The following is a 20,457-nucleotide window of genomic DNA, read 5'->3' as shown; positions in this document are numbered from 1 at the left end:
AAGCTCTGGACCGTCCGGTCAGTTCAGGATCGAGACGTTGATGTTCTGCCACATGCCGTAAAGCGCCGTCACGGTAATGGCCAGCATACCGATGACCTGCACCACCCGACGGTGAATGGTCAACCTGCGGAAAAGTGCCTCGCCCGTCGCGGCCTCGGCCACGATCCGCCGGCTTGCCCGGACCGAGGCCCAGACGACCAGCAGCATCGGCGCGAAAAGCAGCACCACGGCCTGGGCGAACTCGATGTCGTACCAGAAGGCCAGGACCAGAAGCGCCGTCAGCCAGAAGGCCGTCAGCGCCACCATCAGCAGGGCCCCGCTGTCCACGATGTGCAAAAGCCGGTTGATGTTGATCCGGACCAGGTCCTCGACATCCGCCTGCGCTTGGCCGCCCTCGCGGCGCGCACGCTGGATCATGTCATGCGGCACGCCCAGCACCCAGTGGCTGACGGACGACCAGAGCGTCGCCAGCGCTATCCAGTACCAGAGATTGGAAAACGACCTGAGGTCGATGACTTCCAGCGCAGTATCCAGGACATCCAACTTGTCCGGTCCCCCTCAGGTATCGCAATGCCCCCTATACATATCTTGAGGCGGCACTCTTTCCATGGCAGGCAGAACGGCAAGCCGCAAGTCCCTTGACCGGGAGGAAGGAGCCAGCCATGCAGCCCACCCAAGCGCCCTATCCGACAACCCGGTTCCGCCGACTGCGCCGGACGCCCGCCCTGCGCGCGCTCGTGCAGGAGAACACGCTGACAACGGGCGACCTGATCTGGCCGGTCTTCCTTTGCGACGGCGAGAACCAGCGCCAGCCCGTCGCCTCGATGCCGGGGGTGGAGCGGCGCTCGCTCGACCTCGTGGTCGAGGCCGCGGCCGAAGCGGCCGATCTCGGCATCCCGGCGATCTGCCTCTTTCCCTATACCGATCCGGCGCTGAAAACGGCGCTTTGCGAAGAGGCCTGGAACCCCGAGAACCTGACCAACCGCGCGATCCGCGCGATCAAGGCGCAGGTGCCCGACATTGCGGTCATGACGGACGTGGCGCTGGATCCCTACAACGCCTACGGCCATGACGGGCTGGTGGTGGACGGTGTGATCCTGAACGATGAAACCGTCGAGGCGCTGGTCAGGATGGCGCTCGCGCAGGCCGAGGCCGGGGCCGACATCCTGGGGCCTTCGGACATGATGGATGGCCGGATTGGCGCGATGCGGGCAGCCCTCGAAGCCGCGGGCCACAAGGACGTCTCGATCCTGTCCTATGCCGCCAAATACGCCTCGGCCTTCTATGGCCCGTTCCGCGACGCCGTGGGCGCCTCGGGGGCGCTCAAGGGCGACAAGAAGACCTACCAGATGAACCCCGGCAACAGCGACGAGGCGATCCGTCTGGTCGCCCGCGACCTGGCCGAGGGCGCGGACATGGTGATGGTGAAGCCCGGGATGCCCTATCTCGACATCTGCCGCCGCGTGAAAGACGCCTTCGGCGCGCCGACCTTCGCCTACCAGGTCTCGGGCGAATACGCGATGATCCAGGCTGCGGCGCAGAACGGCTGGATCGACGGCGAGAAGGCGATGGTCGAAAGCCTGCTCGGGTTCAAGCGTGCTGGCTGCGACGGGATCCTGACCTATTTCGCACCCGCCGTGGCGAAACTGCTGCGGGGCTAGGCGGACGGGTTCCGCCAAGGCTCAAATTCCTTAAGCAAGGAATTTGTCAAATTTCTTCCTAAAGAAATTTGGCCCGGTCCCGCCCGTCGCCTTCGTCAGCTCAAGAGCCCCTGCACCGTGTTGGTCAGGTCGTTCAGCGAGAACGGTTTCGGCAGGAAGACCGAATTCGGCACCCGCGCCTGGTCCTCGGCCAGGCCGTCCTCGGCATAACCGGACATGAAGACGACCTTGACGTTCGGCCGGTCCAGATGCGCACGGCGCACCCAGGCCGGGCCATCCATCCCCGGCATCACCACGTCGGTGACGAAAAGGTCGACGTGCAGCGTCTTGTCGTCCAGCTTCGCCAGCGCCTCCTCGGCATTCGCCGCCTCCAGCACCGTGTAGCCGCGCAACGAGAGCGCCCGGCTGGCGAAGGCGCGGACCGAGGCCTCGTCCTCCACCAGAAGGATCACCCCCTCGCCCTGCTTCATCGCGATGCGGCGCACCTCGGCGGCTGCCGCCCGCTCCTCGCCCTCGAAGACCGGGAACCAGAGCGAGAAGGTCGTGCCCTGCCCCACCACCGAATCGACGAAGATGTAGCCGCCGGACTGCTTGACGATGCCATAGGCCATCGACAGGCCAAGGCCGGTGCCCTCGCCCACGCGCTTGGTCGTGAAGAAGGGCTCGAAGATCTGGCGCAACTGGTGGTCCGGGATGCCGATGCCGTGGTCCACGACGCGGATGACCGTGTAGTCCCCCGCCGGCACCGTCGCCCGGTCGCGCTTCATGTCCTCGGCCAGGGTCACCGGCTCGGTCTCGATCCGGATGTCGCCGCCGTCCGGCATCGCATCGCGGGCATTGACCACCAGATTGATCAGCACCTGCTCGATCTGCCGCTTGTCGGCGCGGATCTTGCCCAGCGTCTTGCCGGACTCTCGCCCCAGATGCCCCAGCGACAGCTCCACCTTGTCCACCATCAGCCGGTTGAGCAGATGGGTCAGGTCCGCCAGCACATCCTCGAGGTCGATCACCTCGGGGTTCAGCGTCTGCTTGCGCGAAAAGGCCAGAAGCTGCCCGACCAGCGAGGCCGCCCGGTTCGCGTTCTGCCGGATCTGTTCCAGGTCCGCGAAATCGCTGTCCTCGCGGCCGTGGCGCAACAGAAGCAGGTCGCAGTGGCCCGAGATCGCGGTCAGGAGGTTGTTGAAATCATGCGCGATTCCGCCTGCCAGCTGGCCGATCGCCTGCATCTTCTGGCTTTGGGCGAACTGCGCCTCCATCGTCTTCAGCCGCGTCGCGTCGTTCAGGATCGCCAGGCCCCCGGGCCGCCCGCCATCGACATAGCGGCGCAGCGTGATCTGCAGGAAGCGCTCCTCCTCGCCCCGCACCCGCAGCACCTCGGACCCGCCCGGATGCCGCCCTGCCACCACATCGGCCAGCCATTCCGAAACGGGACGGCCCAGCCCCTCGAACAGGTCGTGGAACATCGCCGCGCGGATTTCGCCCTTCCACATCAGCTCGCGCGCGGCCAGGTTCGCGATCCGCATCACGCCATCCGGGCCGAAAGTCATGATGGCGACTGGCACGTCCTCAAGGTCATTGCCGACGGCCACCGCCGGGGCGCGGTCCGCCCGCTGCTCGGCGCCCATGTCCTCGCGCGACAGCGCGATCTCGTCCAGCCGCCAGAAGAAGCGGTCCCCGCTTGCCCGGTGGACCGTGAGCCGAAGAAGGCCGTCGGGGCCAGGAAGGTCCTCGCGGGCCGATCCCTCGGCATCGGCCGCCCGTTGCAGGCGCAAGAGAAGCTCGCCCGGGTTCAGGACCTGTCGTTCAAGGAGCTGGTGCAGCTGGCGGGCGTCTCCCTTGAAGCGCACTTCGGCCGCCTCGTTCCGCAGGATCAGCTGGCCGGCCGGGTCCGTCAGGAAACAGGGCGCCGGATCTGCGGCCATCATCTGGAAGAGCGCAAGCTCCGTCTCTCCCCGCGGGCCACGGCCCAGCATCAGCCAGACGGCGATCCCAACCCCGACCGCCACCAGCACGAGCCCCGCCATCAGGCGCGACAGGCCATCCTCGCCGCCGCCGACGGCCCAGGCCAGCACAAGAGCCAGGCCAAGGACACCCACACCCACGAGACCCCAAAGCCCGATGCGCTCACCCTGCTCCCGCCCTGACAAATCGGTCCTCCAAACGTACTGGCACCCGCGCCAGGTTGGTAGGACCATCGCTGGACAAGGTTAATCGACTGTTAACTCGACCCGGAAGCACGCCCAGGTTGCAGTTTGGATGTCAGCTTCTCTGTACGAGTGCAAGAAAGAAGCCGTCGCCGCCCTGCAAGGGGCTGAAGGCGTGGTCGACGTGCAACCGAAACTCCGGATGCCGCGCAAGGAAGGTCCGCACCTGGCCTCGGTTCTCCCGCTCCAGCATCGAACAGGTGGCATAGGCCAGCCAGCCGCCCGCTCGCACCATCGGGGCCACCCGGTCCAGGATCGCTGACTGGGTCTGCAGCACCCGGTCCAGCGCTTCCCGGGTCAGACGCCACTTCCCCTCCGGGTCGCGCCGCCAGCTGCCCGATCCAGAGCAAGGCGCATCGACCAGCACCAGGTCATAAGGCGCGCCGCCTTCGGGCCGTTCGGTCAGCGTCACGGACACCCCCGCCCGCCGCGCACGCTCGGGCAGGTCAGCCATCCGCCGCGGGTTCGCGTCATGCGCCAGAAGCTTCAGCCGCGCCCGCGCCGCCATCGCGAGCGTCTTGCCGCCCCCGCCTGCGCAATGGTCCAGGACCTTCATCCCGTCCGCCAGCGGCAGCGCCTCCACCACCGCCTGAGAGGACGCATCCTGCAACTCCACCCACCCGTCCCGGTAAGCCCGGGAGTTCTGGATTTTCCGAGCATTCTCCGTGACTTCCAGCGCATTCCTCGCAAGGGGATGCGGCTGTGCAACGATCCCCTCCTCGGCCAAGGCGGCCACAGCCCCCGCCACATCCGTCTTCACCCGGTTCGCCCGCAGGAAGACCGGCGCCCGCGACCGCAGCGCCTCGGACACCGCCGCGAAATCCGCGCCCAGGCTCTCCCGCAGCTCCGGCACCAGCCAGTCCGGCAAGTCCAGCCGCTCCTCAGCGTCAGGCTCCCGCTCCGCCTCCTCCGGCCCCGGCGGCGCCGGAGCATGGCCCTCACCCGAGAACAGCCCTTCCTGCCCGGCAGCCCGCATCAGCCCCAGCACCAGCCCGCGCCCGGTCAGCCCGCCCCCCAAGGCCGCCGAGGAGGCCCGCCGCCGCAGCGCATCGTAGACGATGTCCCGCACAGCTGCCCGGTCGCCCGACCCCGCAAAACGCGAGGCCCGGCCCCAGTTCGTCAGGGCGCGCTCGGCCGGCTCTCCGGCGAGCACACGGTCCAGAACCTCGATCGCAGCCGCTGCGCGCGCGCCCGGGGTCATGCCGCCGACCTGAAACGGAGGACCCGCGTCACTCAGCCGATCCGGTAGTTCGGGCTTTCCCGCGTGATCTGGACGTCATGGACATGGCTCTCCTTCAGCCCCGCCCCGGTGATCCGCACGAACTGGCACCGCGTCCGCATCTCGGCCACGGTCCGGTTCCCCGTATACCCCATCGCCGCCCGCAGACCGCCGACCATCTGGTGGATCACCGCCGCCGCCGAGCCCTTGTAGGGCACCTGCCCCTCGATCCCTTCCGGCACCAGCTTGTCCGAGGCCGCATCCTTCTGGAAATACCGGTCCGCCGAGCCGCGCGCCATCGCGCCCAATGACCCCATGCCCCGGTAGGCCTTGAACGACCGCCCCTGCCACAGGATCACCTCACCGGGAGACTCATCCGTCCCCGCAATCGCCGAGCCCACCATCGCGCAAGAGGCCCCCGCCGCGATCGCCTTGGCGAAGTCGCCCGAATACTTGATCCCGCCGTCCGCGATCACCGGCACATCCCCGGCGGCCCGGGCCGAATCCATGATCGCCGTCAGTTGCGGCACGCCCACGCCCGCGACGATCCGCGTGGTGCAGATCGACCCCGGACCGATCCCCACCTTCACCGCATCCGCGCCTGCGCCGATCAAGGCCCGCGTCGCCTCGGCCGTGGCCACGTTCCCCGCCACCACCTGCACCCGGTTCGACAGCTTCTTGATCCGCTCCACGGCCTTGGCCACGCCCTCGGAATGCCCATGCGCCGTGTCGATCACCACCAGGTCCACGCCCGCATCGATCAGCGCCTGGCTGCGGTCGAACCCTGCATCCCCCACCGTGGAAGCCGCTGCCACCCGCAGCCGCCCCAGCTCATCCTTGCAGGCCTGCGGGTTCAGCACGCTCTTCTCGGTGTCCTTCAGCGTCAGAAGCCCGGTCAGCTTCCCCGCGCCATCGGTTACCAGAAGTTTCTCGATCCGCCGCGCCTTCATCAGCGAGATCGCCTCGGCCCGGTCGACGGGTTCCTTCAGCACCGCCAGGTTCTCGCTGGTCATCATCACCCTGACCGGCGTCTTGTCGTCGCTGGCAAAGCGCATGTCCCGGTTCGTGACGATCCCGAGGACCCGGCCCTTCTCATCCACCACCGGGAACCCGGTGATCGAATAGCGCTCCATCAGCGCCTTGGCATCGGCCAGCGTCTGGTCCGGCGTCAGCGTGATCGGCTGGTAGACGACCCCGCTTTCGAACCGCTTCACCCGCCGCACTTCCCGGGCCTGCGCCTCGGGGTCGAGGTTCCGGTGGATCACCCCGATCCCCCCGGCCTGCGCCATGGCAATCGCCATCCGGCCTTCGGTCACCGTGTCCATCGCCGAGGACAAAAGCGGAATGTTCATCCGGATCGCCTGCGTCACCCAGGTCGAGGTATCCGCATCGGACGGCAAGACGCTCGATGCCGCGGGCACCAGCAGGACGTCATCAAAGGTGAGAGCCTCACGAATCTCCATGGGTTTTCCCTCCGGGAGCAAGCATCGTTTGGCGGTTCCCCATTTCACGACCCGCGCACGGGCGCAAGAGCCAATCCGCCCGCCAGACACCCCTTGCCCCCGCGCCTGCCCCTTGCAGATTACGCGTCAGACAAAAGGACCCGATATGCGCGTCGCCATCGTCGAGAATACCCGCATCACCCACCACGGCCAGGTCGGCGTCGCCCTGCACGAACAGGCAGCGCTCATCGACCTCTGGAAGCCCTGGGCCGACAACCGGCTTCCCACCACCGATGGGGCCGATGCCCTGGTCGTCTTCGGCGGCGAACAATCCGCCCGCGACGACCATACCCACCCCTATCTGCCCGCACTCGCCGACCTGATGGCCGCCTTCACTGCCGCCGGGAAACCCGTCCTCGGCATCTGCCTCGGCTCGCAACTCCTCGCCCGCGCCTTCGGCGCCGAAAACCACCTCGGCACCGCGCCGGAATTCGGCTGGGTCGACGTGAGCCTGACCGAGGACGGCCGCAACGATCCGGTCCTGGGCGCGCTCCCCGAGACCTTCCCGATCTTCCAGTGGCACTCCGACACCTTCACCCTGCCCACTGGCGCCACCCACCTCGCCCTCAGCCCCACCGCCCGCCACCAGGCCTTCCGCATCGGCCGCGCCACCTACGGCACCCAGTTCCATTTCGAGGCGAGCCGCTCCGTGGTCCAGGACTGGACCCGCACCTTCCCCGACCTCACCGACCGCATGTCCCCCGGCTGGACCACCCGCCACCCGGAACTCGCCCGGACGCGGGGGCAAGAGGCCGACGCCCACGGCCTCACCCTCGCCCGCGCCTGGGTCAGCCTGATCGCCTGACCTGATCCCTTTCACCTGGATCCAAATATTCTCCGGGGGTTTGGGGGTGGAAAACCCCCAACAACCGAGCCGGTTGCGCGCCCTTCGCGCGCAGAGGCGAGACAAAAGGCTCGCGCGTCAGCGCTCAATTCAAAAGTCGCCCCGGCCCGGCCCTCACGCCTCCGCCGCGTTGGTCACCGAGGCAAGCTTCCCCCCCGGCCAGCGCTTCAGCACCCACCAGGCGATCGCGGGGATCACCCCCAGCCCCACGGCAACCAGCGCCAGACCCGGCCAAAGCCAGGCCCCGCCCGCCACCAGCATGGCACTCGCCATCGCCGCCAGCGGAAAGGTGAAGGCCCCCCACAGGGGCGATGGACCCGACTCCGCCACCCAGCGCCAGCCGGCCAGAAGCAGGATCGCATAGACCGTCCCCAGCCCCAGGAACAGCGACGCCAGCACCGGCTTGCCCAGAAGCCCCGCCACCAGCGCCAGCAGTGCAGCCGGGGCCAGATGAATCGCCAGCAAAGGCCGCAGGGGCGCAGGCGGCAGGGCCCCCGCGAACTGTCGCAGGCTCAGGCCCCAGATCACCACCACCACCGGGATCAGCGCCCAGAACAGCACCTCGGCAAGGATCTCCCACCCGAGTGCCAGTGCCGGTCCCGCCGCCACGATGAAGCCCACGAAGCTCAGATGCAGCGTCGGGTTCACCGTGCGCGCCTCAGGCGGCAGGCCCGCCAGCAGCCGCACCAGCAGCACCGCCAGCACCAGATGGCCCACCAGCGCCGCGATCAGCAAGACCGCCCCCACCGGTGCGCTGTAGACCCCGACCAGCCCTGCCGCGACCATCCCGCCCATCGTCAGCGTCGCCAGCCCGGACCGCCCCGGCAGGACCCGCAGGTCCTCCCTCACCACACCCGGCCGCCGCACCAGCTTCACCGCGTAAGCCACGGCCGCGAAAGCCCAAAGCGCGACCACCAGCCCGGCAACAAGGTCGCCCGGCCCTATGTCCCAGCCCAGCCGCCCCAGACCAATCCGCAACGCCGAGGCCAGCCCCAAAAGCCCCAGGATCGACGGGAACACCGCCGGCGGCATTCGGGCGAAAAGCTTAGGTCGCCGCGGCGGAAATTCGGGCGGCGGATAGCGCTTCGGGCGCGGCTCACGGGTCATTCGGGCCTCCGGTCAGGCGGGATCATGGTGAAGCAATCGCAAAGGCCCGCGCCCAAGTCCTTGATCCTGCTCAACCCGAATTCCCGTTCACCGTGGACATTACCCCCGCAGGACCGGAAACCAGTCCTCCCGCAGCCGCTGCCCCGCGACCATCCCATGCCCCGGAAAGGGCGGCGAGGTCGGCCCCGGTCGCTCCACATACCGCGCGTCCTCGCCCACCAGCCGCAGCGAAAACGCCCGCCGCCGGTTCTGCGTGGTGTTCCCCCGCGCCCCGTGCAGCGTCCGGAAGTTGAAGGCCACCGCGTCCCCCGGCTCCATCTCCCACTCCCGGATCTCCATCCCCTCCGCCTCGGGGTCCGGGACCGGCATGTAGTCGTCCTCGCCGGGATAGAAGTTCGTCTCCGACATCCACCGCGTCGGCAGCACGTCCTTCGGCCACAGATGCGACCCCGCCACGCAGCGCAACGCTGCCTCCTTCACCGGGTCGAGCGGGGACCAGAACGACACCGTCTGCTTGCCTTCCACGAAGTAATACGGCCCGTCCGTGTGCCAGGGCGTGGGCTTCGTGGTCCCCGGCTCCTTCACCAGCACGTGGTCGTGGAACATCTGCACCCGTTCCGACCCCATCAGCTTCGCCGCCACCTCCGCCACCCCCGACTGCCGGATCACCGCCGCGAATTCGGGCACCTTGGTCCAGTTGCAGTAGTCGTCGAAGAAATACCCCGGCTCCCCCGGCTTCAACGTCGCCATCTGGTTCGTCGGGGCCGCCATGTTCCGAGCGACCCCCGCCCGCAGCATCTCCACCCAGTCGGCCCAAAGCCCCTTCACCAGCACCACCCCGTCGCGCTGGTAGGCCTCGACCATCTCTTCCGTCACCGTGACCATGCGGCACCTCCCCTTTGGCCCGCACCCTGCCCCGACGGACCCGTCAGGGCAAGACCAGGCAGGTCGCCCCCAGCCGCCGCAACTCCGCCCCCGTCCCCAGCTTGAACCGCGCGAGCCCCGGCGCGGCCTCGCTGTCCACCGACCCCAGGTCTAGCCATCGGACCCCCTCGGTCCACAGGGCCTCGGCCGCGCGGGTCAGCATCAGCTGGTGCACCCCTGCCGCACGCGCCACAGGCGAAGCCCAGGCAAGATGGTAGCTGGCCGAGCTCCCGTGCCGGACCAGGCACATCGCCGCCTGCATCGCGCCCGCCTGCCGCCATTCCCAGATCCGCAGCGCTTCCTCCGGCAAAGCCCGGGTGAAACCGACCGGCAGCGCCCGGTACCGCCGGTCCCTGCGCTGCGCCGCTTCGGCCGCCACCAGGGCCTCCAGCGTCGCGCCATCCCCGCGCCGGACGCGCAGACCCGCCCGCTCTGCCTGCCGAAGATGGCCACGCCAGTTCCGCGCCATCGCGTCACGCAGGTCCGGCCCCAGTGCCCAGACGGCATGGTGCATGGGCGTCACGAGCGGCACCAGCCCGAATCCCGCCACCCCCACCTCCGGCGTGGCCAGCGTCAGCCCTGGCCAGCGCGCGAGCCGTCGCAGCCCCGCACGGTCCAACCCGGCCACGCGAGAGATCAGCCGCACCCGCCCCCGCTCGACCGCCAGCACGCCGTCCAGCCATCGCACCCGCGCCCCACAGTCAGCAACCGCAGCCGCATAGACCGCGCTTTGTTGCAAGGGCTGGAACTCTGGAGTGACGCCGCAATCGAACATGACGCCATTAACGCCAGGGAAACCTTTCCGGGCCCTTAATGCCGTATGAAACCCGTCTCTCTACGCAAGTTCTCCGCCCCGACGCCGCGGCTCACCCTCTGGGTGCCAGCCGCGCTCGCCCTGGCACTCTCGCTTTTCTGGCTTGGCCTCCTTGCCCTGATTCCGCCCTGACCCTACGGAAAACTTTGACGCCCCGGTGACCCCCCGTTATGGTCCCCCGGTCCAAACCGTGTTGAGTAGCCGCACCGCGATGAACCTGAAGGAACTCGCCCAGAAACTCGGCCTCTCGGTTTCGCGTGCCCTGAACGGTTACCCCGAGGTCAATGAGGCCACCCGCGAACGGGTCATGGCCGCCGCCAAGGAACACAACTACCACCCGAACACCCGCGCGATCCGCCTGGCCACCGGCCGCGCGATGGCCGTGGGCCACGTGATTCCCATTGCCACAAGGCATGAGATCGTGAACCCCATCTTCGCCGACTTCATCGCCGGCGCGGGCGAGACCTACAGCCGCAACGACTATGACATGCTCCTCTCCGTCGTCCCCGACGAAGACGAAGAGCAGACCTACCGCACCATGAAGGTGAAGGGGAACGTCGACGGCGTGATCGTCCATTCCCCGCGCGAGAACGACCCCCGGATTCCGCTTCTGAACGAGATCGGACTGCCCTTCGTCGTCCACGGCCGCGCCACTGGCACCAGCGCCCCCTATTCCTGGCTGGACGTGAACAACCGCCGGGCCTTCCTGCGTGCGACCGAATATCTTCTGGACCTCGGCCACCGCCGCATCGGCCTGATCAACGGGCTCGAATACATGGATTTCGCCATCCGCCGCCGCCGCGGCTATGTCGAGGCGCTGGAGGCGCGGGGTCTGACGCCGGACCCATCCCTCATGGCATCGGACGAGATGACCGAAGTCGCGGGCTTCCGCGCCGCCGAACGGATGCTGCGGCTCCCCGACCCCCCCACCGCCTTCCTTGCCGCCTCGATGATTTCGGGCATGGGCGCGCGCCGCGCCGTCGAGGGTGCGAAGCTCACCCTTGGCCGGGACGTCTCTGTGATCGTCTTCGACGACGACCTCAGCTACATGAAGAACGGCGAGGGCACGCCGATCTTCACGGCCGTGCGTTCCTCTGTCCGCGAGGCGGGCCGGCTGGTGGCCGAGCTGCTTCTGGACCGCATCGCCAACCCTGACCAGCCCCCGGTTGAGCGGATGCTCGACGCCGAACTGGTCGAGGGCAGTTCGACCGGTCCCGCGCCGAAACCCTGATCCGAAGCGCTTTCAAAGGACTGGCGCGGCCCGCCGTTTCCCCGTATCACCCCTGCCATCTGCCCCACCTGATCCCGGACCGGCCCATGACCCTTGCGATCCTTGCCGATATCGGCGGCACCAACACTCGCGTCGCACTGGCCGACGGCACCCGCGTGCGGCTCGACTCGATCCGCCGCTTCCCCAATGCCGAATACCAGGCGCGGGGCCAGGACATCGCCCATGTGCTGCGCGACTACCTTGACCAGACAGGGGCCAGCGTCTCGGGCGTCTGCGTCGCGGCGGCGGGGCCCGTGCAGGATGGCGTTGCCGAGATGACGAACCTCGCCTGGGTGATCGACGCCGACAAGCTGACCGGCGCGACGGGCGCAACCCGCGTGGCGCTTCTGAACGACCTGCAGGCCCAGGGCCAGGCGCTTGGCCATGTCGCGCCCGAAAACCTGCGCCGCGTCATCGACGGCCCGCAGACGCAAGGCGCGATGCTGGTCGTGGGCCTCGGCACCGGCGTCAACGCTGCCCCCGTCCACCCCGCGCCCCGGGGCCGTGTCGTTCCGCCCTCGGAATGTGGCCACGTGAACATGCCCGTCCGGACCGAGGAAGACTTCCAGCTTATCCGCTTCATCGAGCAGAAGCTGCGCGCCGAAGGCGATGTCCCCCATGCCGGGGTCGAGGAAGTGCTTGCCGGCCGCGGCCTGGCCAATCTTCACGCCTTCGCCGCCTATGCCGCCGGCCATCCGGCCAGCCTGACCTCGGCCGAGGTGCTGGCCGCGCTCGACGCGGGCGATGCGATCGCCACCCATGCGGCAAAGCTTTACGTGCATATCCTGGGCCAGATGCTTGCCGACCTGGCGCTGATCCACCTGCCCTATGGCGGGATCTTCCTGATCGGCGGCATGGCCCGCGCGATGACCCCGCATTTCGGCCGGTTCGGCCTTCAAAGCTCATTCCGCGAGGCACGGCGGGTGGATCTTCTGCAGAAGGACTTCTCGGTCACCGTGGTCGAAGACGACTACGCCGCCCTGACCGGCTGCGCAGTGTATCTCGAAGCGCAGGGCTGATCCCTGCGCCTGCGAAATACAATACTTATGCCCTATCAATGACTTGCCGGCCGAATTTCAACCGGGTTCTGGCCGATGCAGGCTTCTCAGCCCTTACCCGCTGATCCCCAACCGCTCGCGGATGAACTGCAGCGCCACGCCAAGCCCGTCCGGCGCGATCCCGTGCCCCGTGCCCTTCATGACATGGCCATAGGTCGGAAACCCCGCCGCCGTCAGTGCGTCCCCTGCCTTCCCCATGTCCGAGAACGGCACCACCGGGTCCTGATCGCCATGGACCAGCAGCACCGGAGGTTTCACCTTCGTCTCAGCCGCCAGGGCCTCGGGGCGCAAGAGGCGGCCGGAGATCGCCACGATTCCCGCAACCGCCCGGTCGCGCCGGGGGGCGACATGCATCGACATCATCGCGCCCTGGCTGAAGCCCATCAGCACCAGCCGGTCCGGCGTCAGGCCCTCGTCCTCCAGCACCTGGTCCAGGAAGGCATCCAGATCCGCGGCCGAGGCGACCAGCCCCGCATCGGCCTCCGCCTGGGCCGAGCCATCCAGCCAGGGAACCGGGAACCACTGGAACCCGAAGCCCCCGCCCCGGCACGGCTCGGGCGCGTCGGGGGCGACGAAGGCCAACCCCGGCAGATGCGGCGCCATCGGGTCGGCGAGGCCCAGAAGGTCAGCCCCATTCGCACCATAGCCATGCAGAAAGACGATCAACCCCGTGGCTTGGCCCTTCTCGGCCCCGGCACGGCCATAGCGCAATTCCCGCATCCTCAGATCCCTTCCCGCTCCTTGGCAACCCGGTAGTAGGCCCAAAGGATGCGCGCCGCAACCGACCGCCAGGGCGACCAGTCCTCGGCCATCCTGCGCAACACCTTGTCCGTAGGCCGCGCCTCCAGCCGGAACAGAAGCCGCGCCGCCTCCTGGAGGGCCAGGTCACCAGGAGCGAACACATCCGCCCGCCCCAGGGCGAACATCGCATAAATCTCAGCCGTCCAGACTCCGATCCCGGGAACCGCAACCAAAGTCCGCACGACATCTTCATCAGGAACGCCTCGCAAGCCATTGAAATCGATACCAGCCTGCGCCAGCGCCCGCCCGTAGCGCGCCTTCTGCCGGCTCAACCCCGCCGCCCGCAACTCCTCATCCGAAGCCGCCGCCATTGCCGCCGCCTCGGTCAGGCCCATCGCCTCCAGCCGCCCCCAGATCGCCCGCGCCGAGGCGACCGAGACCTGCTGCCCCACGATCGCCCGCAGAAGTGCTGCAAATCCGTCCGCCTCGCGCCGCAACGGAAGCGGCTCGCACAAGGCCAGCGCCTCGGCAAACTTCGGCTCCCGGCGGCCAAGCCAGTCCGCGCCTTCCGCAACGCAGTCCAGCGAAGTGATGATCCGTCCCACCATGTTTCATCTTTGCCCAAATATCCTCGCCGAAGGCAACCGACATCGCCCCTTGCCGTTCCGCATCAAGGCTCCTACCGATAGACATGCCCAACGACTCCATCGCCCGCCGCAACGTCCTCGTCCTCGTCGCCGCCCAAGCCATCCTCGGCGCGCAACTGCCGATGATCTTCACCATCGCCGGACTGGCAGGCTCCTCTCTCGCCCCGAACGTCTGCTGGGCCACGCTGCCCATCACGATGATGGTGATCGGCTCGATGCTGACCGCGACCCCGCTCTCCATGCTGATGCAGCGCTTCGGCCGCCGGACAGGCTTCTTCTTCGGCGCCGCCGGGGGCGCGGCAGGCGCCGCCATCGGTGCCTGGGGCCTCTCGACCAGCAGCTTCACCCTCTTCTGCCTCGGCGCGCTCATTTCGGGCATCTACATGTCCGCAAACGGTTTTTACCGCTTCGCCGCCGTCGATACCGCCTCGGAAGCCTTCCGCCCCAAGGCCATCTCCTGGGTCATGGCCGGGGGCCTCCTCTCCGCCGTCGTCGGCCCGCAACTCGTGAAGGTCACCGCCGACGAGATGGCCGTCCCCTTCCTCGGCTCCTATCTTGCCGTGATCGCTCTCAACCTCGTGGGCTCCTTCCTCTTCCTCGCGCTCGACATCCCCAAGCCCAAGCCCCCGGCCGAGGGCAGCCCGCTGGGTCGCAGCCGGGCCGAACTGATCCGGACGCCTACGATCCTGGTCGCGATGATCTGCGCTACGGTCTCCTACGCGCTGATGAACCTGGTGATGACGTCCTCACCCCTCGCGGTGGTGGGCTGCGGCTTCACCAAGGGCAACGCCGCCGACATCGTCACCGCCCATGTCCTCGCGATGTATGCGCCCTCGTTCTTCACCGGCCACCTGATCGCGCGCTTCGGGACCGAGCGGATCATCGCAATCGGCCTCACGATCCTCGCCGCCGCCGGGGCCGTCGCGATGGCGGGCGTGCAGCTGGAGAACTTCTTCATCGCCCTCATCCTCCTCGGCCTCGGCTGGAACTTCGGCTTCATCGGCGCCACGACGATGCTGACCAGCGCCCAACGCCCCGAGGAGCGTGGTCGCCTGCAGGGCCTGAACGACCTCGTGGTTTTCGGCGGCGTCACGATGGCCAGCTTCTCTTCGGGCGGGCTGATGAACTGCTCGGGCGGCTCGGTGCAGGCGGGCTGGCAGATGGTCAACCTCGCCATGCTGCCATTCCTCGTGCTCGCGGGGGGCGCGCTGATCTGGCTCTGGCTCCGCCCCGAGACGCGTCGCGCCTGAGCCCGATTTCTTCGAAGAAATCGGTCCGGAGTTTTCGAAAACTCCGGCCCTACCAGCGACCCGTAAGCGCCTGCCAGAGCAGTCCCCAGCGTTTTCCGGCCTCGGACATTTCAGGTGAGGATCGCCCGCCAACCACCTGACGCAAAAGCGCTTCCGTCTGCCAGCCCGCCAGCAGCGCCGGCGCGATCTCCTTCGACACCGCCTTGCGCCCCTTCCGGGCCTGGGCAAGCTTCTCCAGCCCTCGCCGCGCCAGGTCCTGGGGACCGAGGCCCTCGGGCAACGGCTGCCGCCCCCGCGCCGCAAGGGCCGGGATGGCGCGTATATACATCGCCGCCGCCGCCGCCCAGCCATAGGCCCGCACCGGGGCTTCCGCCGAATCCGGCGCCCCTAGCGCCCGGGCGGCCAACCAGACCAGTCCCGCACCGGTATCCTCGAGATACTCCGCCAGCCCCTCCACCCCGTCATGCGGCTCGCGGTGGATGTCCCAGCGTCGCGCGGCGATCAGGCGATCCATCACCTCGACCGGCAGGCCGAAGTCCCGGATCAACTCGTGCAGCGGCCCCGCCACCTCATGCGCCCGCGCCGCGCCCGAGGCGGCATTCTCGACCACGTCGCGCCACCATTGCAGGCGCATCTCCGCGATCAGCGGCTCCTGCGTCACCCAAGGGGCGCGCGCAACCTCCAGGTTGAAGGCGTAAAGCGGGAAAAGCTGCGCCCGCGCGTCGACCGGCGCCGCCATCACCGCACGGAACCGGTCCGGGTCGCCCCGTTGCACCAGCTCCGCGCAGGCGGCCACGCTCACTTCGGCGCTCCGAAATCGCGGATCAGCTTCCACTGGATCGCGTCGAGAAGCGCCTCGAAGGACGCGTCGATGATGTTCGCGCTGACCCCCACCGTCGACCAGCGATGCCCCTGCCCGTCCTCGCTGTCGATGATGACCCGCGTCACGGCCTCGGTCCCGCCATTGGTGATGCGCACCTTGAAGTCGACCAGCTTCATGTCGTCGATGCAGGCCTGGTAGGGCCCCAGGTCCTTGGCCAGCGCCTTGGCCAGCGCGTTCACCGGCCCGCGGTCGTGGCCGTCCTCGTCCATGCTGTCCGAGACCGACATGTTCTTCCGGTCACCGATCTTCACCACCACCACGGCTTCCGAAAGTGAGATCATCCGGTCGTACCTGTTCTTCCGCCGCTCCACCGTCACCCGGTAGCGCTTGACCTCGAAGAACTCCGGACACAGCCCCAACTCCCGCCGCGCGACCAGCTCGAAACTGGCCTGCGCCCCGTCATAGGCATAGCCCTGATCCTCGCGGGCCTTTACCACCTCGATGATCCGGCCCAACCGCGCGTCCTTCGGGTCCACCTCGATCCCCGCCGCGGCCAGCCGGGCGCGCAGGTTCGACAGCCCCGCCTGGTTCGACATCGGGATGACCCGCTCGTTCCCCACCAGCGCGGGATCGATGTGTTCGTAGGTCGTCGGGTCCTTCAGGATCGCGCTGGCATGGAGCCCCGCCTTGTGGGCGAAGGCGCTCGCGCCCACATAAGGGGCAGACCGCAGCGGCACCCGGTTCAGGATGTCGTCCAGCATGCGGGACGTCTTCAACAGCCCGGCCAAAGCCTCCGGCGTCACGCCTGTCTCGAAGCGGCTCGCGTAGGGCTCCTTGAGCAGCAGCGTCGGGATCAGCGTCGTCAGGTTCGCGTTCCCGCAGCGCTCTCCCAGCCCGTTCAGCGTTCCCTGGATCTGCCGCGCCCCGGCCTCCACCGCCGCCAAGGAGTTTGCAACCGCGTTCCCGGTGTCGTCGTGGCAGTGGATTCCGAGCCGGTCACCCGGGATGCCCGCCGCGATCACCTCGGCCGTCACCCGGCCCACCTCGGCCGGCAGCGTCCCGCCGTTGGTGTCGCAGAGGACGATCCAGCGCGCGCCTGCGTTGAGGGCAGCTTTCAGGCAGGACAGGGCGTAGGCGGGGTTCGCGCGGTAGCCGTCGAAGAAGTGCTCGGCATCGAACAGCGCCTCGCGGCCCTTGGCTACCAGGTGGCGGATCGAGGAGGCGATGGCCTCGCGGTTTTCGTCCAGGGTCACGCCGAGGGCGGTGGTGACGTGGAAATCGTGGGTCTTGCCGACGAGGCAGACCGCCGGGGTGCCTGCATTCAAGACGGCGGCGAGGACGTCGTCGTTCTCGGCCGACCGGCCCACGCGGCGGGTCATGCCGAAGGCGGTGAGGGTGGCTTTGGTCGCCGGGGGGGCGGCGAAGAAGTCGGAGTCGGTCGGGTTCGCGCCGGGCCAGCCGCCCTCGATATGGTCGACCCCCAGCCGGTCAAGGGCCCGGGCGATCTGGGCCTTCTCGGCGGTGGAAAACTGGACGCCCTGGGTCTGCTGGCCGTCCCGCAGGGTGGTGTCGAAGAGGAAAAGGCGGTCGCGGGTCATGGGCGTGTCCACGCAGGACAGGATTTCAGGGCGAGCGATTTCAAGGACTTGCGCGCGGGCGTTAACCTGGTGTCAACGGTTGGGCCGGGCCAAAATCCTTCGAAGGATTTTGCAAATTTCTTCGAAGAAATTTGTCCGGAGTTTTCGAAAACTCCGTAGTCGCGCGGGGTGGTCACTGAAGCGCCTCCAGCTTAGCCGGGTCGAAGTTGGGACCGGGGACGAGTTCGATGCCTGCCTTGGACATCCGGACCTCGACCCCTGCGGCGATCAGGGCGGCTTTCAGAGCATCGACGGCGGAGAAGTCCTTGGATGCCATCGCGGCGGTGCGCAAGCTCGACAGACGCTCTGTCTGCACGCTCAGGTCAACTTCGGGTGCAGAGGCCCAGTCGCCAAGCCCGTCGCTCAACAGCCCAAGAAGCCCCGCCGACGCCTTCATCCCCGCCCAGTCCCCCTCGCCCGCCGCCGCATGCAGCGCGGCCAGTGCCCCGGCTGTGTTCAGGTCATCCGCCAGCGCCTCGACCACGCCGGGCAGTGGCACTGACGCCTCAACCGACGCCGTCGCCGCCCGCCACTTCCGCAGCGTCGCCTCGGCCTGCCGAGCCTTCTCGGCCGTCCAGTCCATCGGGCTGCGGTAATGCGTCATAAGGAAGACGAAGCGGATCACCTCCCCCGGGATCCCCTGGTCCAAGAGATCCCGCACCGTAAAGAAGTTGCCCAATGACTTGGACATCTTCTTCCCCTCGACCTGCAGCATCTCGTTGTGCAGCCAGTAGTGCGCGAAATCCCCGTGCGGATGGGCGCAGGCGCTCTGCGCGATTTCGTTCTCATGGTGCGGGAACTGCAGGTCCAGCCCTCCGCCGTGGATGTCGAACGACTCCCCCAGAAGCTCATGCGCCATGGCCGAGCATTCGATGTGCCAGCCCGGCCGCCCCTTGCCCCAAGGCGAGGCCCAGCCCGGCTCCTGCCCCGAGGACGGCTTCCACAGCACGAAATCCATCGGGTCTTCCTTGAACGGAGCGACCTCGACCCGAGCGCCGGCGATCATGTCGTCCACGCTGCGGCCCGACAGCTTGCCGTAGTCCTTGTAGGACCGCACCCGGAACAGCACGTGTCCTTCGACGGCATAGGCATGTCCCGAGGCGATCAGCCCCTCCGTCATCGCGATCATCTGGCCGATGAATTCCGTCGCGCGGGGCTCGTGGTTCGGCCGCAAGGCCCCCAAAGCGTCCATGTCGGCGTGATACCAGGCGATCGTCTCTTCGGTCCGCTGGTGGATCAGCTCCTCCAGCGTGCCCGGGGCGCCTGCCTTCTGCCGCCGTAAGGCCTCGGCGTTGATCTTGTCGTCGACGTCGGTGAAGTTGCGCACATAGGTCACGTGGTCCGGCCCGTAGACGTGGCGGAGGAGGCGATACAAAGTGTCGAACACCACCACGGGCCTGGCATTGCCCAAGTGCGCGCGGTCATAGACGGTGGGGCCGCAGACATACATCCGCACGTCGTCCGCCCGGATCGGAACGAATTCCTCTTTCCGGCGCGTCTTCGAATTCGTCAGGCGGATCGTCACCATGTCAGTCCCTCAGGCACGCGGGCATCCCGCGCGGGGTGGCTGTTCAATCCGGGAGAGGAATGACGAAGCGCCCGCGCGACCGAAGTCAGCGGGTAATGCAGCAGATGCAGATGTTGCGCAATGTCGTCATGGGTGGGACACTTACATCAGCCCCCGGCAACCGCCAAGGAAAATCCTGACCCATGCAGGACCGCGCCTTCGTGAACGCCCACTGCGCCCGCTTTCCGGGGGCCGAGGTCAGCCAGCCCTTCGGCCCCGACCACGACTGCTGGAAGGTCGGGGGCAAGATGTTCGCGATCATCGGACAGGCGGGCGACGGCGTCAGCGTGAAGACCGACCATGTCGAGACCGCGCGCCTGCTGATCGAGACCGGACGCGCGATCCGCGCGCCTTACCTGCACGCCTCCTGGGCGCGGATCCCCTTCGGCTGCGTCAGCGACGACGAATTGCGCGATCGCATCGACACCTCCTACGCGCTGATCCGGGCGGGCCTGCCGCGGAAGGTGCAGGCTGCGCTGGGATAGGCGTCAGTTGCCCTGGCGGCTGAAGCTGCCACGCACGTCGGGACCAAGGCCCAGCCAGCCAGCCACGGTCTTTGCGACATGGTCGGTGATCATCGACTTCTGGCTCTGCCCCTTCCGCCGCGCCTCGCGCATCGCCTTGCCAGAGAGCGCGGGCAGTTCGGCGCGGATCGGGGTCGGCGGCACCAGCACCTCGCCCGTGGCGGCATCGGCCACCTGCGCGACAAGGCGGATGTTGTGGACGCCGGCGTTCTCGAAGCGCTGTTCGGCCTCGAAAGTGAGGGCGTGGAAGCGGGTCACGGTCACCGCGATGATCACCCGCCGCCCGCCGGAGAGGCCCGCCGCGCCCCGGCGCACCGCGGTCTCGATGATGGCCTCGACCTGCGCATAGCGGTCGCCCATCGGGTCCTCGCGCCAGACGATATCGGCGGTGGGCAGGTAAGTCTTCGCCTCGGACGCCGTCAGCGTCCGGGGCACGCTGACCTGCACATCGCCCAGCTTCCAGCCTGCGGCCAGCACCGGGGGAACCTGGGTGTATTCGGTCTTGAAGCTGGCCCCCGGACCGACGCAGGCGGCAAGTGCGAGGCCGGTAAGGCCCATAAGGGCGGCACGACGGGTCAGGGACATGAAACCTCGCAACAAGGTGGTGACGCGGCGGACCTTAGCCAATCCCGATGGCCGGAAAAAGGAGCTTGCGTGTCGGCATG

The 20,457-nt window shown here is 68.1% G+C and carries 19 protein-coding genes; 6 read left to right on the top strand and 13 right to left on the bottom strand.

The annotated features are described in order from the left end of the window. Positions 1 to 18: 18 nt before the first annotated feature. Positions 19 to 543, bottom strand: coding sequence for a component of SufBCD complex (locus tag ACE3Q6_RS00315; RefSeq protein ID WP_374426403.1), 525 nt, complete (start codon positions 541 to 543; stop codon positions 19 to 21). Positions 544 to 662: 119 nt separating this feature from the next. Here ACE3Q6_RS00315 and hemB point away from each other — a divergent pair, with 119 nt between their 5' ends. After that, the gene (hemB, locus tag ACE3Q6_RS00310) at positions 663 to 1,661 is read left to right on the top strand and encodes a porphobilinogen synthase (RefSeq protein ID WP_374426400.1); all 999 of its coding nucleotides are present in this window, start codon (positions 663 to 665) and stop codon (positions 1,659 to 1,661) included. 95 nt (positions 1,662 to 1,756) lie between these two features. Here hemB and ACE3Q6_RS00305 read toward each other — a convergent pair whose 3' ends face one another. From ACE3Q6_RS00305 to guaB, 3 genes are all read right to left on the bottom strand, one after another. Beyond that, complete coding sequence (locus ACE3Q6_RS00305; protein ID WP_374427586.1) at positions 1,757 to 3,685, bottom strand: ATP-binding protein; 1,929 nt, start codon at positions 3,683 to 3,685, stop codon at positions 1,757 to 1,759. A 235-nt stretch (positions 3,686 to 3,920) separates the two neighbouring features. Continuing rightward, positions 3,921 to 5,066: an RsmB/NOP family class I SAM-dependent RNA methyltransferase gene (locus ACE3Q6_RS00300; RefSeq protein ID WP_374426397.1), complete on the bottom strand. Its 1,146-nt coding sequence runs from the start codon at positions 5,064 to 5,066 to the stop codon at positions 3,921 to 3,923. A 32-nt stretch (positions 5,067 to 5,098) separates the two neighbouring features. Beyond that, entirely contained in the window at positions 5,099 to 6,547 is a 1,449-nt protein-coding gene (gene guaB / locus ACE3Q6_RS00295) for an IMP dehydrogenase (protein WP_374426394.1), read from the bottom strand. A 145-nt stretch (positions 6,548 to 6,692) separates the two neighbouring features. Between guaB and ACE3Q6_RS00290 the strand changes: the two genes are divergently transcribed. Beyond that, positions 6,693 to 7,391, top strand: a complete 699-nt coding sequence (locus ACE3Q6_RS00290) for a type 1 glutamine amidotransferase (RefSeq protein WP_374426391.1) — start codon at positions 6,693 to 6,695, stop codon at positions 7,389 to 7,391. Between the two features lie 153 nt (positions 7,392 to 7,544). Here the strand turns inward: ACE3Q6_RS00290 and ACE3Q6_RS00285 are convergent, their stop codons facing one another. From ACE3Q6_RS00285 to ACE3Q6_RS00275, 3 genes are all read right to left on the bottom strand, one after another. Continuing rightward, a complete protein-coding gene (locus ACE3Q6_RS00285; protein WP_374426388.1) occupies positions 7,545 to 8,537 on the bottom strand; it encodes a tellurium resistance protein in 993 nt (330 codons plus the stop codon). Between the two features lie 99 nt (positions 8,538 to 8,636). Continuing rightward, on the bottom strand, positions 8,637 to 9,422 hold the full coding sequence (locus ACE3Q6_RS00280; protein ID WP_374426385.1) for a phytanoyl-CoA dioxygenase family protein: 786 nt from the start codon (positions 9,420 to 9,422) through the stop codon (positions 8,637 to 8,639). A 43-nt stretch (positions 9,423 to 9,465) separates the two neighbouring features. Next, on the bottom strand, positions 9,466 to 10,236 hold the full coding sequence (locus tag ACE3Q6_RS00275; RefSeq protein ID WP_374426382.1) for a GNAT family N-acetyltransferase: 771 nt from the start codon (positions 10,234 to 10,236) through the stop codon (positions 9,466 to 9,468). A gap of 250 nt (positions 10,237 to 10,486) precedes the next feature. On the opposite strand from ACE3Q6_RS00275, the gene ACE3Q6_RS00270 reads away from it, so the two are divergent. Both ACE3Q6_RS00270 and ACE3Q6_RS00265 read left to right on the top strand, forming a co-directional pair. After that, positions 10,487 to 11,506, top strand: coding sequence for a LacI family DNA-binding transcriptional regulator (locus ACE3Q6_RS00270; RefSeq protein WP_374427576.1), 1,020 nt, complete (start codon positions 10,487 to 10,489; stop codon positions 11,504 to 11,506). 71 nt (positions 11,507 to 11,577) lie between these two features. After that, complete coding sequence (locus ACE3Q6_RS00265) at positions 11,578 to 12,564, top strand: ROK family protein (RefSeq protein WP_374427567.1); 987 nt, start codon at positions 11,578 to 11,580, stop codon at positions 12,562 to 12,564. 93 nt (positions 12,565 to 12,657) lie between these two features. Here the strand turns inward: ACE3Q6_RS00265 and ACE3Q6_RS00260 are convergent, their stop codons facing one another. Together ACE3Q6_RS00260 and ACE3Q6_RS00255 are read right to left on the bottom strand one after the other, a co-directional pair. Further along, a complete protein-coding gene (locus tag ACE3Q6_RS00260; RefSeq protein ID WP_374426379.1) occupies positions 12,658 to 13,323 on the bottom strand; it encodes an alpha/beta hydrolase in 666 nt (221 codons plus the stop codon). A gap of 2 nt (positions 13,324 to 13,325) precedes the next feature. After that, complete coding sequence (locus tag ACE3Q6_RS00255) at positions 13,326 to 13,952, bottom strand: DNA-3-methyladenine glycosylase (RefSeq protein WP_374426376.1); 627 nt, start codon at positions 13,950 to 13,952, stop codon at positions 13,326 to 13,328. Positions 13,953 to 14,035: 83 nt separating this feature from the next. On the opposite strand from ACE3Q6_RS00255, the gene ACE3Q6_RS00250 reads away from it, so the two are divergent. Then, positions 14,036 to 15,241: an MFS transporter gene (locus ACE3Q6_RS00250; RefSeq protein WP_374426373.1), complete on the top strand. Its 1,206-nt coding sequence runs from the start codon at positions 14,036 to 14,038 to the stop codon at positions 15,239 to 15,241. A gap of 49 nt (positions 15,242 to 15,290) precedes the next feature. Here ACE3Q6_RS00250 and ACE3Q6_RS00245 read toward each other — a convergent pair whose 3' ends face one another. From ACE3Q6_RS00245 to cysS, 3 genes are all read right to left on the bottom strand, one after another. Continuing rightward, positions 15,291 to 16,043, bottom strand: coding sequence for a squalene/phytoene synthase family protein (locus ACE3Q6_RS00245; RefSeq protein ID WP_374426370.1), 753 nt, complete (start codon positions 16,041 to 16,043; stop codon positions 15,291 to 15,293). After that, the gene (gene cimA, locus ACE3Q6_RS00240) at positions 16,040 to 17,662 is read right to left on the bottom strand and encodes a citramalate synthase (RefSeq protein ID WP_374426367.1); all 1,623 of its coding nucleotides are present in this window, start codon (positions 17,660 to 17,662) and stop codon (positions 16,040 to 16,042) included. Before cimA ends, ACE3Q6_RS00245 begins: the two co-directional genes overlap by 4 nt. 172 nt (positions 17,663 to 17,834) lie before the next feature. Continuing rightward, positions 17,835 to 19,229, bottom strand: a complete 1,395-nt coding sequence (gene cysS / locus ACE3Q6_RS00235; RefSeq protein WP_374426364.1) for a cysteine--tRNA ligase — start codon at positions 19,227 to 19,229, stop codon at positions 17,835 to 17,837. A 182-nt stretch (positions 19,230 to 19,411) separates the two neighbouring features. Between cysS and ACE3Q6_RS00230 the strand changes: the two genes are divergently transcribed. Beyond that, positions 19,412 to 19,753 carry an MmcQ/YjbR family DNA-binding protein gene (locus ACE3Q6_RS00230; protein WP_374426361.1) on the top strand — a complete coding sequence of 114 codons (342 nt, stop codon included), beginning with the start codon at positions 19,412 to 19,414 and terminating at the stop codon, positions 19,751 to 19,753. Positions 19,754 to 19,756: 3 nt separating this feature from the next. On the opposite strand, the gene ACE3Q6_RS00225 is transcribed toward ACE3Q6_RS00230, so the two are convergent. Continuing rightward, a complete protein-coding gene (locus tag ACE3Q6_RS00225) occupies positions 19,757 to 20,377 on the bottom strand; it encodes a DUF6778 family protein (protein ID WP_374426358.1) in 621 nt (206 codons plus the stop codon). Between the last annotated feature and the right edge of the window lie 80 nt (positions 20,378 to 20,457).

The organism is Tabrizicola sp., from assembly GCF_041913445.1.
In the GTDB taxonomy this organism is placed as follows: domain Bacteria; phylum Pseudomonadota; class Alphaproteobacteria; order Rhodobacterales; family Rhodobacteraceae; genus Tabrizicola.
Note: the sequence above shows the minus strand (reverse complement) of the source record. Positions and strands in the feature narration are given on the sequence as shown.